This window comes from Jatrophihabitans sp. sgz311053 (assembly GCF_056135305.1).
In genome coordinates, this window is the sequence record NZ_JBWAXP010000001.1 from 1,696,298 (window position 1) to 1,712,044 (window position 15,747).

Here is a 15,747-nt window from a genome sequence, read left to right on the forward strand (position 1 = left end):
GGCGGACAGCGTCCCCGGGGGGAGGGGAGGAGGGTCAGTACTCGTTGGCGACGATGAGGTCGGCCGCCGGGAACTTCGTGAGGATCTGCGGCCCGGCGTCGGTGACGACGACCTCCTCCTCGATCCGCGCCGCCGAGATGCCGTCGGCGGCCGGGCAGTAGGTCTCGACCGCGAAGACCATGCCGGCGCGGATCTCCAGCGGGTCGGTGAGCGAGTTGAGCCGCGAGATGATGGGCCGTTCGTGCAGCCCCAGTCCGAGGCCGTGGGCGAACTGGAGCCCGAAGGCCGCCAGCTCGTTGTCGAAGCCGAACGACTCGGCGGTGGGGAAGGCACGGGCGATGTCGGCACTGCTGGCGCCGACCTTCACCCGGTCGATCGCGGCGTCCATCCACTCCCGCGCCTGCTGGTACGCATCGCGCTGCGCCACCGAGGCGCTCCCGACGCCGAAGGTCCGGTAGTAGCAGGTCCGGTAGCCGTTGTAGGCGTGGATGATGTCGAAGAAGGCCTGGTCGCCCGGCCGGATGATCCGGTCGGAGAAGTTGTGCGGGTGCGGGTTGCAGCGCTCGCCGGAGACGGCGTTGATCGCCTCGACCTGCTCGGAGCCCGCGTCGTAGAGCCGCTGGCTGGCGAGCGCGACGATCTGGTTCTCGCGCACGCCGGGCTTGAGGATCTCCACGATCTCCTGGTAGACGCCGTCCACCATCGCGGCGGCCTGGCTCAGCAGCGCGATCTCGTCGGCCGACTTGATGACGCGGGCGTCCAGCATCAGCTGCTGGCCGTCGACGACGCTGATGCCCTGGCGCTGCAGTTCGAAGAGGAACGGCGGCTCGACGATGTCCACGGCAACCGGACCGGAGACCCCGGCGTCGTCGAGCAGCCCCTTGAGCTCGCGGACGGCCGACGCCATGAGCCCCGCGTCCGGCGCGATGGCCCCGCGGAGCCCCAGCATGCCGGGACGGACCCGCTCACGCTCCAACCACGGCGCGTAGAGGTGACGATGCTTGACCGCGGAGCCGAAGTCCCAGAGGTAGGGCTCCTGCCCGCGGATGAGCAGCGCGTACCGCGTCATCTTGTCGCCGAGCGCGCCGCCGATCCAGGTCTGCGTGACGTAGCGGATGTTGTAGAAGTCGAAGAGCAGCATGGCCTCGCAGCCGCTGTCTTCCAGTGCCTGCTGGGCCCGTCCGATGCGATAAGCGCGGAGTCGCTCGAAATCGACCCGGGTCTCGTAGTCGACGCCCATGTGACCCGGCGCCGGGATGGGGATGGTGATGTCGCCGCTCATGATGCGGAGTCGCCGCCGCGCGGCGGGTTGAGGTGCGACTGCGACTCGCGGACGGCCGGCAGCAGGCCGTTGACCCCGAAGTAGCGACGTCCGGCGACGAGCAACTCCTCGGCGGGGAACTTGGTGATGACCTCGCAGCCGTCCTCGGTCACCACCAGCTCCTCCTCGATGCGGGAGGCCGACGCCTTGTCCTTGCCGGGCCAGTACGTCTCCAGCGCGAAGACCATGCCGACCTCGAGGGTCTCGGGGTGGTCCAGCGAGACCAGCCGGGAGAAGATCGGCTTCTCCCAGATGGAGAGCCCGACGCCGTGGCCGTACTGCAGGCCGAAGGCCGCCTCCTCGTTGTCGAAGCCGAACTCCTGCGCCGTCGGCCAGACCGAGACGATGTCGGCGGTCGTCGCGCCGGGCTTGACCAGGGCGATGGCCTGGTCCATGTACTCCCGGCAGCGGACGTAGCTGTCCCGCTGCGCCGGCGAGGCCGACCCCACCGCGAAGGTGCGGTAGTAGCAGGTCCGGTAGCCGTTGAAGGAGTGCAGGATGTCGAAGAAGGCGGGGTCGCCGGGCCGGATCAGCCGGTCGGAGTAGACGTGCGGGTGGGGCGAGCAGCGCTCGCCCGAGATGGCGTTGACCCCCTCGACGTACTCCGAGCCGAGGTCGAGCAGCTTCTTGCTGACCAGGCCCACGCACTCGTTCTCCCGGACGCCGGCGCGCAGGAAGTCGTAGAGGTCCTCGTAGGCGGCGTCGACCATGGACGCGGCCTGGGTCAGCAGCGTGATCTCGTCGGCGGTCTTGATGCGACGCGCCTCCAGGAAGACCTGCTGGCCGTCCACCACCGTCAGGCCAGCGCGCTGCAGTGCGAAGAGCACCGGCGGCTCGATGACGTCGACGCCGATCGGCGCGTCGGTGAGGCCGTGCTCGGCCAGCACGGCGACGATCTTGGCGGCGACGGCGTCGGCGATCCCGGCGTCGGGGTGGAAGGCGCCGCGCAGCGTCGAGATGCCGGGCTGCGAGCGGGAGCTGCCGTCCTCGTTGTCCAGCCACGGGCTGTAGAGCTGGTGATGCTTCGCCGCGGAGCCGAAGTCCCAGACGACGGGTGCGCCGCCGCGGGGGACGAGGGCGAAGCGGATGAGCTTGTCCATCGCCCAGGTCCCGATGTGGGTCGCCGTGGCGTACCGGATGTTGGCGAAGTCGAAGCTCAGCAGGGCGCCGAGCTCGGAGCGCTCCAGCTCGGCGCGCAGGCGGCCGAGCCGCTCGCGGCGCAGCCGGTCCATGTCGGTCCGGCTCTCCCAGTCGACGGCGTTCGAGCCGTAGGTCGCGATTCCCACTTGAGATCCCCTGTTCGGTACGGGTTGCCGGATTTGCGCGTCACGGCGCCGTCACAGCTCTTGGATAGCAAACGTTTGTAGCACGTGGCCACGGATCATGCCCTGCGCCAGCGGCCCGTGTCGAGAGGCGATTCGCCTGATCTTTGTCCCGCTTTACCGGGGTTCCTGAGCGCTCAGGTCACGGCTTTGTCAAACAACGGCAACACGCTATTGACATTGGGTCGGTCGCGTCTATCGTTTCGCCCATCGCAAAGCTGCGATCGTTTGCACCACACCGAACGGACCAGGGCCCCGGGGGGCCGGCCGAGCCGAGAGGACCACTCGATGCCCGCTACCGCAGCCGAGCGAGACGCTGCCGCAGACCACGGCGCCCGCCGCGGTGCGCTGCGCGAGCGACTGCGCGGACGGGGCCAGTTCCTGGCCATCTGGCCGGCGCTGGCGGTGCTGCTGATCGCCAGCCCGTTCCTGGCCGGCGGCAGCCTCAGCCACCGGGCGCTGCTCACGATGGTCGCCTTCGCCGGCATCCTCGCCATCGCCGCGATCGGCCAGACGCTGGTCATCCAGCAGGGCGGCCTGGACCTCTCGGTGCCGGGCTCGATCTCGCTGGCCTCGGTGATGGTCACGCAGTACACCCACGCCGAGAACTCGCGGGCATGGTTCGGGATCGTGCTGGCGCTGGCCGTCGGCGCCGTCGGCGGGCTCGTCTGCGGGGTCGTGGTCACCCGGTTCGGGGTGACGCCGCTGGTGGCGACGCTCGGCGTCAACGCCCTCTTCTACGCCGCCGTGCTGCAGACCACGAAGGGCGCGAGCGACCAGACCGTGCCGCCGGTGCTGGACGACTTCGCCGTCGGCCGCCCGCTGGGCATCCCGAACGTCGCCGTCGTGGCGGTCGTGCTCATGATCGTGGTGCAGTGCGTCATCCGCTTCACCGTGATCGGCCGCCGCTTCGTCGCGGTCGGCGCGAACAAGCGCTCGGCACGCGCCGCGGGGCTGCGGGTCAACCGCTACCTCGTCGTCACCTATGTCGCGGCGGGTCTCTCCTACGCCGTCGCCGGGATCCTGCTCGCCTCCTACCTGAACACGCCGAACCTGCTCGTCGGCGACACTTACCTGCTGCCGACCGTCGCTGCGGTGGTGCTGGGCGGCACGTCGTTGCTCGGCGGCGCCGGCAGCGTCGTCGCCACCGCCGGCGGCGCGATCTTCCTGATCCAGCTGCAGCAGGTCGTCCAGGGCATGGGTGCCTCGGCCGCCGTCCAGAACATCATCACCGCCGCGATCATCGCCGTCGGCATGATCGCCCGGCTCGTCCCGACGCTGCGCGCCAAATTGCGCGGCCGTCGGCGCCCGGCCGGACCCGCCGCGCCTGCCACCGCCCCGGCGGCGGCCGAGCCGGCACCCGCCTCGGCGCTGTCGCGCTGACGGCACATCAGACCCCGCATCACCGCTCACCACTCGGTAAGACCCCACCGAAAGGAAATCCGCACCATGATCGAATCGCGCGCGAGGTCCCGCCGCTCCGTCGGCGCCGTCGGACTCGCGATCGTCGCGGTGTCGCTGGCCAGTGCCTGCGGCAGCTCGAACAGCAGCAGCACGGGCGGCAGCTCCGAGGGCAACGGGAAGGTGGCGACCGCGAGCGAGGCGAGCGCGATCATCGCCGACGCCGGCAAGTCCAAGGACAACTCGTGGTGCGGCACCAAGAAGATCAAGCTCGGCATCCAGGACGGCATCGGCACCAACGGCTGGTCGAAGTCCTCGATGGCCGCGGTGCGCTCCGAGGCCGCCAAGTGCAGCAACGTCACCCAGGTCGTGCAGATCGGGCTCGGCAGCCTGCCGGACTCGATCTCGCAGATCAACTCCATGGTGGCGCAGAATGTCGACGCCATCGTGATGATCCCCGACTTCGGCAAGTCGCAGCTGCCCTCGATCCGCAAGGCCACGCAGGCCGGCGTGAAGGTCGTGCCGTGGGCCGCCAACCCCGACGGCCAGGACGGCCGTGACTACGTCGCCTACGTCGACTACGACACCCAAGCCGCGGGCACCACGCTGGCGAACTGGATGGCCAAGACGCTCAAGAACAAGGGCAACGTGGTCTTCCTCGGTGGCCCCGCCGGCAACCCGGTCAGCACCGCCACCCTCGCCGGCATCAAGGACTCCTTCAGCAAGCTGCCGAACATGAAGCTGCTGACCGGCTACGACAACTTCCCGGTCACCAACTGGGACGCCGCCAAGACGCAGCAGGTTATGGCCTCGCTGCTGGCCAAGTACCCGCAGATCGACGGCGTGATCGACGACGCCGACGGCTTCACCTCCGCCGGCGTGCTCCGCGCCTACAGCAGTGCCGGCAAGAAGATGGTGCCGATGGCGACCTTCGAGAACAACTCGCTGGGCTGCGGTTACAGCAAGGAGAAGGCCAGCAACCCCGACTACCAGCTCGCGACGATCTCGACGCGCAACTGGCTGGGCCGGGTGGCCGCCCGCAAGGCGATCATGGCCGCGCAGGGCAAGACCAACACCGAGCCCGACATCTACAAGCTGCCGATCTACGACGACACCACCACCGGCAAGGCGCCGCACTGCGACAGCTCGCTGCCTGCTGAGGGCTACGTCTCCGCGCAGCTCACCGCCAGCGACCTGACCACCTACGGCAAGGCCAGCTGACCCGAGGTCCCCGGGGGCGTCGTCACCGGCAGTGCTGCTGCCGGTGACGACGTCCCGTCTCACCCACTCGACTGCTCACGGAGGAACGATGGCCGGCCAGACCGTCCTGGCGATGCACGGCGTCACCAAGACCTATCCGGGCGTCCGCGCCCTGAACGACGTGTCGTTCGAGGTGGTGGCGGGCGAGGTCCACGCCCTGCTCGGCGAGAACGGCGCGGGCAAGTCCACGCTGATCTCGGTCGCCGCCGGTGCGAACGCCCCGGACGCCGGCCGGGTCGAGATCGGCGGCGCGGAGCTGACCTCCGCCGCCCCCGCGCTGGCCCGTGAGCTCGGGCTGGCGGTGGTGTACCAGCACACGTCCGTCCTCGACGATCTCACCGCCGAAGAGAACCTGCGCTACGCGGTCCCCGCCTCGCAGCGGGGGGAGAAGAGCTCGTCGGCGGCGTGGGTCAGCGGCTGGCTCACCACCGTCGGCGCGGACTTCGACCCCGCCACCCGGGTCGCCGACCTCTCCGCCGCGCAGCGCCAGCAGCTCGAGATCGCCAAGGCACTGGCCAGCCGGCCGCAGGTGCTCATCCTCGACGAGCCCACCGAGGCGCTCACGGAGACCGAGACCGAGCAGCTCTTCGCTCTCATCGACCAGATCACCGGCCGCGGCACGGCCGTCGTCTACATCTCCCACCGGCTGCCCGAGGTCAAGCGCATCGCCGAGCGCATCACCGTGCTGCGCGACGGCGAGATCCGCGGGACCTTCGACGCCGCCGGCATCTCCGAGCGGCAGATCCTGGACCTCATCGTCGGTCGGCCGATCGAGCAGACGTTCCCGGCCAAGAACCCCGCAGCCGCCGACGCCCCGGTGCTGCTCACCTCGACCGGCATCGACTGCGGCGGTGCCTCGCCGGTCGACGTCACCGTCCGGGCCGGCGAGATCCTCGGCCTGGCCGGGGTGGAGGGCAACGGTCAGCGGGAGCTGATCCGCGTCCTCGCCGGCCTCGGCAACGGCTCCGGCCGGACCGAGGTGGACGGCCGCCGCGTGTCGCTCACCGATCCGAGCCACGCGCAGGCCGGCGGCATCGTCTACCTGCCCGGCGATCGGCAGAGCGAGGGCCTCTTCCTCGACCTGCCGGTGCGCAGCAACATCTCCACCCTCGTCCTCGGCAAGCTCTCCCGGCTCGGTGTCGTCTCCGCCTCCCGTGAGGACGAGGTGGTCCGCGCCGAGATCGACAACCTCGGCATCAAGACCGCCTCGGCCGATGTCGCCGTCCGGACGCTGTCGGGCGGCAACGCGCAGAAGGTCCTCTTCGCCCGCGCGCTGGCCGCCGGACCGAAGGTGCTGCTGGCCGACGAGCCCACCCGCGGCGTCGACGCCGGCGCCCGGCTCGAGCTGTACCGCGTGCTGCGCGAGGCCGCCGAGGCCGGCAGTGCGGTCATCGTCCTCTCCTCCGACGCCCGCGAGCTGCAGGGCCTGGCCGACCGGGTGCTGGTCTTCTCCCGCGGCGAGGTCGCCCGCACGCTGGTCGGCGACGAGATCAGCGAGGACAACATCACCGGCACCGCGCTGACCGCGGGCCGCCAGCGCAGCCACACCGCGACGGCGGCGAAGCGCCGGCCGCGGCTGCGCCGGTTCCTCTCCGGTGACTACGCCCCGACCCTCGCCCTGCTCGTCCTCATCGCGGCGGTGACGACCTACGCCTCCGTCCACTCCTCGGAGTTCCTCGGCAGCCGCAACCTGCAGGAGATGCTCTTCCTCGCCTCGGCGCTGGCCCTCACCAGCATCGGGCAGCTCATCGTGCTGATGACCGCGGGCGTGGACCTCTCCGTCGGGCCGATGATGGGGCTGACCGTGGTGGTGATGTCCTTCTTCGCCGGTGAGGGGCAGAGCACCGGGACGCTCATCGCCGGCCTCGTGGTGGTCGTCCTGGTCGGCGCCGGTGTGGGGCTCACCAACGGTCTGCTGGTGCGGGCCGTCGGGCTGACGCCGGTGATCACCACCATCGCCATGTACATCGCGCTGCAGGGTGTCTCGCTGCTGCTGCGCCCCACCCCGGACGGTTACCTCAGCCTCGGCTTCACCGACGCGCTGCAGACCGACGTCGGTCCGGTGCCGGTGGTCTTCCTCGTCGTCATCGCGCTCGTCGTGGTCGCCGAGCTCGTGCTCCGCTTCACCCGTTTCGGGGTGGCGCTGCGGGCGGTCGGCTCGGACGAGGAGACCGCGCACCGGCTCGGCGCCCGGGTCAACCCCACCATCGTCGCGGCGTACGTGCTCTGCGCCGTCTTCGCCGCCTTCGGCGGGCTGCTGCTCTCGGCCCAGGTCGGTGTCGGCGACCCGTCGCTCGGCACCAACTACACGCTGTCGAGCATCTCGGCGGTGGTCCTGGGCGGTGCCAGCATCTTCGGCGGCCGCGGCTCCTTCGTCGGCGCCTTCGCCGGTGTCGTGCTCATTCAGGAGATCAGCACCGCCACCGGTTTCGTCGGCCTCGGCCCGGCGTGGCAGTACGCGCTGCCCGGCCTGCTGATCCTCATCGCCGCCAGCTCGTACTCCCGGGCCCGGGAGAGCGGTGCACCGCGCAAGCCCGGGCTGCTGGCGCGGCTGCGCGGCGGCACCACCGACCACCCCGTGCCCGCGCCGCCGACGCCGGCCTGACCTCCCACACCCGACTCGCCCCAGCGGCATCATCCCCATCGTCCGAGACGAGAGCGAAGGAAGCACACACCATGACCGACTCCAGCGAGACCGCCGCGCCGATCGTCATCACCGGCGCGACCGTGATCACGATGGACCCCGCCCTCGGTGACCTCGAGAACGCCGACATCCGCATCGCCGACGGCAAGATCATCGAGGTCGGACCGCAGCTGGACAGCACCGGCGCCGAGGTCATCGACGGCCGCGGCTTCCTCGTCATCCCCGGCTTCGTCGACACCCACCGTCACGTCTGGGAGGCGCCGCTGCGCAACCTCGGCTCGGACTGGACGCTGGGGCACTACTTCACCGGCCTGCACTTCGGCCTCTCGACCCGCTTCCGTCCCGAGGACACCTACAACGCCAACCTGCTCGGCACCCTCGAGGCGCTGGACTCCGGCATCACCACGCTGCTCGACTGGTCGCACAACCTGGAGACCCCCGAGCACGCGGACGCCGCGGTGCAGGCGCTCTTCGACTCCGGCTCGCGCGCCGTCTTCGCCCACGGTGGCGGCGGCAGCATGTGGCAGGCGCCGAGCAGCCTGAACCACACCCGCGACGCCGTGCGCGTCCGGGACAAGTACTTCAGCTCCGACGACCAGCTCGTGACGATGGCCTTCGCCGCCCGCGGCCCGCAGTTCACCACGCCGGAGGTGACGCTGCACGACTGGGAGCTGGCCAAGGAGCTCGGCTGCCGCATCACCGTCCACGTCGGCGACGGCGCCTGGGGACGGACCGGCCCGATCCACTTCCTGGACAAGCACGGCCTGCTCGGTGACCACATCACCTACGTCCACTGCAACACGATCGGCGACGACGAGATCAAGATGATCGCCGACACCGGTGGCACCGCCTCGGTCTCGGCGGACATCGAGACGCAGATGGGCCACGGCTGGCCCGCCACCGGACGCCTGCTCGACGCCGGCATCCGGCCGAGCCTCTCCATCGACGTGGTGGTCTCCAACGGCGGCAACATGTTCAACGCCATGAAGACGACGATCAGCGTCCAGCGTGCGATCGACAACGGCAACCTCGCCAAGCCGGACGAGGAGGAGGCGCTGCGGCTCAACTGTCGCGACGTCCTGGAGTTCGCGACGCTGCAGGGTGCGCGGGCCATCGGTATGGAGGACAAGCTGGGCAGCATCACGCCCGGCAAGCTCGCCGACCTCGTCATGGTGCGCACCGACTCGCTCGGCCTGAGCCCGATGAACAACCCCGTCGGCGCGCTCGTCTACAGCGGCCACCCCGGTCTCGTCGACACCGTGCTGGTGCAGGGCAAGGTCGTCAAGCGTGACGGCAAGCTGGTCGGCATCGACCAGGAGCGCGTCATCGCCGAGGCGACCCGCACCCGTGACTACCTCATGGAGCAGGCCAAGTCGCACCCGCTGATCCCCGAGGCGCACCTCGGCGGCGACTGGCGGCCGCAGGTCACCAAGGCCCCGGAGAGCTGATCATGACAGCCCAGAAGCCGCCCGTCGGCTGGCTCGGTGCCGGCCGGATGGGCGTCCCCATGGCCGAGCGGCTGCTGGCCGCGGGCTACCCGGTCGCGGTCTGGAACCGCACGCCCGAGCGCTGCGAGCCGCTGGTCGCGGCCGGCGCGACGGCGGTGTCGCGGCCCGGTGCCACCGGCGGCGAGATCGTCTTCAGCATGGTGGCCGACGACGCCGCGCTCGACGCCCTCGTCGGCGAGGGCGGCCTCTTCGCCGGGACGCCGCCGGCGGTCTGGCTGGAGTGCTCGACGGTCTCGGACGGCGCCTCGCAGCGCGCCGCCGCGGCCGCGGCCGCGCACGGGACCGCGTACCTCTCCGCACCGGTCAGCGGGAACCCGGGCGTCGTGCGCGCTGGCAACCTGCTCTTCGCCGTCTCCGGACCGAAGGAGGCCTTCGACCGGGTGACGCCGCTGCTGGCGGCGATCGGTCGCGGCGCGCACTACGTCGGCGACGGACACCAGGCCCGGACCATCAAGCTCTGCACCAACATGATGCTCGGCGTGGTCGCGCAGACGCTGGCCGAGATCCAGGTGCTGGCACAGGCCTGCGGGGTGCAGCGTGCCGATCTCATGTCCTTCGTCGACGACAGCGCTGTCGGCTCGGCCTTCACCCGCTACAAGGGCCGCGCCATGGTCGAGCTGGACTTCGCCCCCACCTTCACCCCGGAGGGGCAGCGCAAGGACCTCCGGCTGGCGCTGGAGCAGGCGGCCGAGCGTGGCGTGAGCATGCCCATCGGCAGTGCGACGGAGGAGCAGTACACCCGGCTCGTCGACTCCGGGCTCGGCGACGGGCTGGACTTCGGCACGCTGCTGCTGCTCGCGGCCCGCGACGCCGGACTCGAGCTGACCCCGGAGCGGGTCTCGTGACGGCGACGATGCGCGCGGCCGTCTTCCACGGTCGCCACGACGTCCGCATCGACACCGTGGCGGCACCGACGCATGCGCTCCCCGGCGAGGTCCTGCTGGAGGTCGGCACCGTCGGCGTCTGCGGCACCGACGCGGCGGAGTGGTCCAAGGGGCCGGGACTCTTCCCGATCGACACGCCGCACGCGGTGACCGCCCACGTCGGACCGATGGTGATCGGCCATGAGTTCTCCGGACGCGTCGTCGGGGTCGGCGACGGCGTGGACGCCGCCTGGCTGGGCCGGCTGGTCGCGAGCTGCGGCGCGGTGCCCTGCGGTGCCTGCCGCGCCTGCCGGGTCGGGCTCACCAACCGCTGCGAGCGGTACTCGGCCGTCGGCCTGCACCGCCACGGCGCGCTGGGGGAGTACGTCTCGGTGCCGGTCGCCAGCTGCGTGGACGTCGCCGCGCACGGTCTGGACGCCGACGAGGCGGCGCTCTGCCAGCCGATGTCCATCGCGGTGCACGCCGCCCGGGCGGCCTCACTGGCCGGCGACGACCGCATCGCGCTCATCGGCGTCGGCGGCGTCGGCGCCTTCCTGGTGCACGCGCTGGCCCACCAGGGCCACGCCGTCACCGCCGTCGACCTCGACCGGGGCCGCCTCGACATCGCCGACGGCTTCGGCGCGGCGGCGACGGTCCAGGCCGGTGGCGGTCACGACGCCGATGTGGCCGCGGTCCGGGACGCCGTCGGCGGATCGGCCGACGTGGTCTTCGAGGTCAGCGGCACCGCCGCGGGGCTCCGTACCGCGATCGACCTGCTCCCCATGGGGGGCAAGGTGATCATGGTCGGCATCCAGAAGGCGCCGGTCGAGCTCACCCTCAACACCATGACGCTGCGCGAGCAGCAGCTCATCGGCGTCAACGCCATGGTGCGCGAGATCGACTTCCCGCTCGCCGTCGATCTGGTCGCCGCCCGCAAGGGTGGCTGGTCCGGCGTCGCGCCGGTGGTCCTGCCGCTGGACGACCTGGTCAGCGGCGCCCTCGAACCCATCGCCGCGGGCAAGGCGCCCGCGATCAAGGTCCTCGTCGACCCGCGCGCGAGCGCCCCCCGAGCTGTAGGAGCATCTGCGTGACCGCAACCGATACCGGCACCGGCACCGACCTCGCCGAGCTGGTGGGCATCGACGTGCCCACCGAGCTCGTGATCGGCGGCCAGTGGCGCCCCGCCGCGAGCGGCGGCACCTTCGACGTGCTGGACCCGGCCACCGAGCGTCTGCTGGCCACGGTCGCCGACGGTGACGTCGCCGACGCCGTCGCGGCGGTGGAGTCGGCCGCGGCCGCCGCCGCCGACTGGGCGGGTCGCTCCCCGCGTGACCGGGCCGAGATCCTGCGCCGCGCCTTCGACGCCATGACCGAGCAGGCCGAGGCACTGGCGCGGCTCATCGTCCTGGAGAACGGCAAGACGCTGGTGGACGCCCGCGGCGAGGTCGGCTACGCCGCGGAGTTCTTCCGCTGGTACGCCGACGAGGCAGTGCGACTCTCCGGCGAGCTCACCACCTCGCCCAACGGCGCGAACCGGATCATGGTGGTGCGCCAGCCGATCGGCGTGGCGGTGCTGGTGACGCCGTGGAACTTCCCGGCGGCGATGGCGACGCGCAAGATCGCCCCCGCGCTGGCGGCCGGCTGCACCGTGGTGCTCAAGCCCGCGGCCGAGACGCCGCTGACGGCGCTGCTGATCGGTCGCCTGCTGGAGCAGGCAGGCGTCCCCGACGGTGTCGTCAACATCGTCACCACCGAACGTCCGGGACCCGCGGTGTCGGCGATGCTCGCCGACCCCCGGGTGCGCAAGCTCTCCTTCACCGGCTCCACCGGTGTCGGCCGCACCCTGCTGGCCGAGGCGGCGAAGACCGTCGTCAGCTGCTCGATGGAGCTCGGCGGCAACGCGCCCTTCGTGGTCTTCGCCGACGCCGACCTCGACGCTGCCGTCGAGGGGGCGATGGTGGCCAAGATGCGCAACGGCGGCGAGGCCTGCACCGCGGCGAACCGCTTCCTCGTCGAACGCAGCGTGATGGCCGACTTTGCCGAGCGGTTCGCGGCGGCGATGGCGGCACAGTCGATGGGCAGCGGGCTCGACGACGGGGTCCGGCTCGGACCGCTGGTGAGCCCCCGCGCCCGCGACAAGGTCGCCGGTCTCGTGACCGAGACCGTGGCGGCCGGTGCCCGCATCGTCACCGGCGGCGAGGCGCCCGAGGGCACCGGCTGGTTCTACCCGCCCACCGTCCTCGCCGACGTCCCGGTGGACGCCCCGGTGATGCGCGAGGAGATCTTCGGTCCGGTCGCGCCGCTGGTCGCCTTCGACACCGAGGAGGAGGCGGTGCGACTGGCCAACGACACCGAGTACGGGCTGGTCTCCTACGTCTACAGCGGCGACCTGGCCCGGGCGCTGCGGGTGGCCGAGGCCTTCGACTCCGGCATGGTCGGCATCAACCGCGGGCTGGTCTCCGATCCGGCGGCCCCCTTCGGCGGCACCAAGCAGAGCGGCCTGGGCCGCGAGGGTGGCCACGAGGGCATGCTCGAGTACACCGAGTCGAAGTACATCGCGCTGAGCTGGTGACGGAACACCCCGGATCGCGGAAGGACCCACCGTCGCAACAGCGGAGCAACATCTGACTCCTAGGTTCAGCCGGCATGACAGAGACGGAGCAGGCCAGCTCGACCCTCGGTGCACCGGCTGATTCCGCGACCCCGAGCGCCGCGACGAAGGACGCGCTCGAGGACTACACGCTCCGGTTCGCGCCGCGCAGCTATCGCCGCTGGGGTACGGGCGTCGTCGCGGTCTCGGCGCTCGGCGGCATCGCCTACCTCGCCGACTTCGCGATCGGTGCCAACATCGGCATCGCGTACGGCACCACGAACGCCCTGTGGGGGATAGCTGTCTTCGCCGTCGTCATCTTCGCGACCGGCTGGCCGCTGGCGTACTACGCCGCCCGTTACAACCTGGACCTCGACCTCATCACCCGCGGCAGCGGGTTCGGCTACTACGGCTCGGTCGTCACCAACGTCATCTTCGCGACCTTCACCTTCATCTTCTTCGCCCTCGAGGGCTCGATCATGGCCCAGGGCTTGCAGCTGGGGCTGCACATGCCGCTGTGGCTCGGGTACGCGACCTCCACGCTGATCATCTTCCCGTTGGTGATCTACGGGATGAAGGTGCTGACGAAGCTCCAGCTCTGGACCACGCCGCTGTGGCTGCTGCTCATGGTCGCGCCGTTCGTCTACCTCGTCGTCCGGCACCCGGACTCGGTCGACGCGTTCTTCGCCTACGGCGGCGCGAAGGGCGACGGCCGCTTCGACCTCGGATCGGTCATGCTCGCCGCCGGCGTCTGCCTGTCGCTGATCGCGCAGATCGCCGAACAGATCGACTACCTGCGCTTCATGCCGCCGCGCACGCCGGAGAACTCCCGCCGCTGGTGGACGGCGATGATCCTTGCCGGTCCCGGCTGGGTCATCTTCGGCGCGATCAAGCAGGTGATCGGTCTGTTCCTCGCGGTGTACCTCATCGCCAACGTGGCCGACGGTGCCGCGGTCGCGAACCAGCCGGTGCACCAGTTCCTGGAGATCTACCGCGACATCATGCCGCACTGGGCGGCGCTCGGCCTCGCCGTCGCGCTCGTGGTCATCAGCCAGATCAAGATCAATGTGACCAACGCCTACTCGGGCTCGCTGGCCTGGACCAACTCCTTCACCCGCGTCACCCGTCACTACCCCGGCCGCCTGGTCTTCCTCGCCTTCAACCTCGCAGTGGCGTTGGTCCTGATGGAGGCTGACATGTTCAGCTTCCTGAACACCCTGCTGGGTTCCTACGCCAACTGCGGTATGGCGTGGGTCGTCACCGTGGCATCGGACATCGTGATCAACAAGTACCTGCTCGGACTGTCGCCCAAGCGACCGGAGTTCCGGCGCGGCATGCTCTACGCGGTCAACCCGGTCGGCTTCGGTTCGATGGCGATCGCGGCCGGTGTCTCGGTCATCTGCTTCTTCGGCGGACTCGGCTCGACCCTCGAGCCGTACTCTCCGCTGGTCGCCATCGCGCTGGCGCTGGTGCTGCCGCCGATTCTGGCGATCGCCACCCGGGGCCGCTACTACCTGCGCCGCACCGACGACGGCATCGACCTGCCGATGGAGGACGCGTGGGGCAACCCGTCCGGGGTCGAACTCGCCTGCCACGTCTGCGGCCAGGACTACGAGCGTCCGGACATGGCGGCGTGCGCCACCCACGACGCTCACGTCTGCTCGCTGTGCCTGAGCACCGACAAACGGGGCGACCACGTGCTTCCCGCGCAGGTCTGATCGGGGACCGCGGGGTCGCCGTCGACCATCCGGACGTCGGAGTCAGCGGCGCCGCGGCTTCGCCGGTGACGGCTCCGGCGCCGGTCCGGTCGAGGCGCGCATCACCAGTCGCGCCTGCAGCTGACGGACCTCGACCGGCATCGAGCCGTCGCTGTCGAGCAGGGAGAGCAGCAGCTGCGCCGCGCTCCGCCCCATCTCGTACTTCGGTGTCGCGACCGAGGTCAGCGGGGGGTTGACCCGGTCCAGGAACGACATGTCGTTGATGCCCACCAGCGAGATGTCGTCTGGGCAGACCCGCCCGGCCGCGGCGATCGCGCCGAGGCAGCCGAGGGCCATCAGGTCGTTGGCGGCGATGACGGCGGTGACACCGGGCGCGCGCGCCAGCAACCGGCCGCAGGCCTTCTCACCCTCGGCCTCGGTCAGCTCGCTCCCGGCCTCGATGTTGCCGACAGGCAGGCCGTGCCGGTGGCAGGCGGCGACGAAGGCGGCCTCCCGGTTGACGCCGATCGAGACCTCGGCGGGACCGGCGACGTGCCCGATCTCGCGGTGCCCCAGCTCCACGAGGTGCGCCACCGCCAGGTCCATGGCGCCGGCCTCGTCGAAGACCACCGCCGGGACGCTGAGATTGGCGACGGTGCGGCTGACCAGGACCAGCTTGGTGCCGTCCTTGGCCGCCTTGCGGATCAGCGGATGGTTCATCAGCGCCGTCGCGGTGATGAAGCCGTCGACCTGGCGGGCGAGCAGCCGCTCCCAGACGACCTTCTCCTTGGCGAGATTGCCGTCGGTGTTGGCGACCAGGGGGAAGTAGTGGTGAGCGCTGAGCTCGTCGTCGATACCGCGCACGATGGGCGGATAGAACGGGTTCTGCAGATCGGGGACGAGCACCCCGATGGACATCGACTTGTTGGTCCGCAGCCCGCGCGCGAGCGGGTTGGTGCGGTAGCCCAGGCTCTCGGCGAGGGCCTGGATGCGGCTCGCGGTCTCGTCGTTGACCAGGCTGCGGGTGGTCGGGTTGAGGGCGCGCGAGGCGGTGGCGACATGCACGCCCGCCGCGGAGGCGACATCCTGCAACGTGACGGATCGGCCCGCCATCAGCGGGTACGTCCCGAGCTCACAGTGG

Annotated in this window: 11 protein-coding genes; 8 read left to right on the plus strand and 3 right to left on the minus strand. The window is 70.8% G+C overall.

The annotated features are described in order from the left end of the window. Positions 1 to 34: 34 nt before the first annotated feature. A complete protein-coding gene (locus AC0NZQ_RS07550) occupies positions 35 to 1,282 on the minus strand; it encodes a M24 family metallopeptidase (protein WP_474529076.1) in 1,248 nt (415 codons plus the stop codon). Further along, a complete protein-coding gene (locus tag AC0NZQ_RS07555; RefSeq protein ID WP_474529077.1) occupies positions 1,279 to 2,607 on the minus strand; it encodes a M24 family metallopeptidase in 1,329 nt (442 codons plus the stop codon). The genes AC0NZQ_RS07550 and AC0NZQ_RS07555 overlap by 4 nt, the downstream gene beginning before the upstream one ends. Before the next feature lie 324 nt (positions 2,608 to 2,931). Here AC0NZQ_RS07555 and AC0NZQ_RS07560 point away from each other — a divergent pair, with 324 nt between their 5' ends. From AC0NZQ_RS07560 to AC0NZQ_RS07595, 8 genes are all read left to right on the plus strand, one after another. Further along, positions 2,932 to 4,026 (plus strand): ABC transporter permease, encoded by a 1,095-nt coding sequence (locus AC0NZQ_RS07560; protein WP_474529078.1) that lies wholly within the window; start codon positions 2,932 to 2,934, stop codon positions 4,024 to 4,026. Positions 4,027 to 4,092: 66 nt separating this feature from the next. Next, entirely contained in the window at positions 4,093 to 5,265 is a 1,173-nt protein-coding gene (locus AC0NZQ_RS07565) for a substrate-binding domain-containing protein (RefSeq protein WP_474529079.1), read from the plus strand. 88 nt (positions 5,266 to 5,353) lie between these two features. Next, entirely contained in the window at positions 5,354 to 7,909 is a 2,556-nt protein-coding gene (locus AC0NZQ_RS07570; protein WP_474529080.1) for an ATP-binding cassette domain-containing protein, read from the plus strand. A 71-nt stretch (positions 7,910 to 7,980) separates the two neighbouring features. Continuing rightward, positions 7,981 to 9,396 carry an amidohydrolase family protein gene (locus AC0NZQ_RS07575; protein WP_474529081.1) on the plus strand — a complete coding sequence of 472 codons (1,416 nt, stop codon included), beginning with the start codon at positions 7,981 to 7,983 and terminating at the stop codon, positions 9,394 to 9,396. A 2-nt stretch (positions 9,397 to 9,398) separates the two neighbouring features. After that, positions 9,399 to 10,301, plus strand: coding sequence for an NAD(P)-dependent oxidoreductase (locus AC0NZQ_RS07580; protein WP_474529082.1), 903 nt, complete (start codon positions 9,399 to 9,401; stop codon positions 10,299 to 10,301). Then, positions 10,298 to 11,410: a zinc-dependent alcohol dehydrogenase gene (locus tag AC0NZQ_RS07585; protein WP_474529083.1), complete on the plus strand. Its 1,113-nt coding sequence runs from the start codon at positions 10,298 to 10,300 to the stop codon at positions 11,408 to 11,410. Before AC0NZQ_RS07580 ends, AC0NZQ_RS07585 begins: the two co-directional genes overlap by 4 nt. Then, positions 11,407 to 12,891: an NAD-dependent succinate-semialdehyde dehydrogenase gene (locus tag AC0NZQ_RS07590; RefSeq protein WP_474529084.1), complete on the plus strand. Its 1,485-nt coding sequence runs from the start codon at positions 11,407 to 11,409 to the stop codon at positions 12,889 to 12,891. The genes AC0NZQ_RS07585 and AC0NZQ_RS07590 overlap by 4 nt, the downstream gene beginning before the upstream one ends. 74 nt (positions 12,892 to 12,965) lie before the next feature. Then, entirely contained in the window at positions 12,966 to 14,627 is a 1,662-nt protein-coding gene (locus AC0NZQ_RS07595) for a purine-cytosine permease family protein (protein WP_474529085.1), read from the plus strand. 42 nt (positions 14,628 to 14,669) lie between these two features. Here the strand turns inward: AC0NZQ_RS07595 and AC0NZQ_RS07600 are convergent, their stop codons facing one another. Beyond that, on the minus strand, positions 14,670 to 15,719 hold the full coding sequence (locus AC0NZQ_RS07600) for a LacI family DNA-binding transcriptional regulator (protein ID WP_474529086.1): 1,050 nt from the start codon (positions 15,717 to 15,719) through the stop codon (positions 14,670 to 14,672). Positions 15,720 to 15,747 lie beyond the last annotated feature (28 nt).

What these genes read in the sequence shown, in the direction of transcription:
- AC0NZQ_RS07565 (WP_474529079.1), top strand. Translation starts at nt 4,093, where the DNA reads ATGATCGAATCGCGCGCGAGGTCCCGCCGCTCCGTCGGCGCCGTCGGA.
- AC0NZQ_RS07570 (WP_474529080.1), top strand. Translation starts at nt 5,354, where the DNA reads ATGGCCGGCCAGACCGTCCTGGCGATGCACGGCGTCACCAAGACCTAT.
- AC0NZQ_RS07580 (WP_474529082.1), top strand. Translation starts at nt 9,399, where the DNA reads ATGACAGCCCAGAAGCCGCCCGTCGGCTGGCTCGGTGCCGGCCGGATG.
- AC0NZQ_RS07595 (WP_474529085.1), top strand. Translation starts at nt 12,966, where the DNA reads ATGACAGAGACGGAGCAGGCCAGCTCGACCCTCGGTGCACCGGCTGAT.
- AC0NZQ_RS07550 (WP_474529076.1), bottom strand. Translation starts at nt 1,282, where the DNA reads ATGAGCGGCGACATCACCATCCCCATCCCGGCGCCGGGTCACATGGGC.
- AC0NZQ_RS07575 (WP_474529081.1), top strand. Translation starts at nt 7,981, where the DNA reads ATGACCGACTCCAGCGAGACCGCCGCGCCGATCGTCATCACCGGCGCG.
- AC0NZQ_RS07600 (WP_474529086.1), bottom strand. Translation starts at nt 15,719, where the DNA reads ATGGCGGGCCGATCCGTCACGTTGCAGGATGTCGCCTCCGCGGCGGGC.
- AC0NZQ_RS07560 (WP_474529078.1), top strand. Translation starts at nt 2,932, where the DNA reads ATGCCCGCTACCGCAGCCGAGCGAGACGCTGCCGCAGACCACGGCGCC.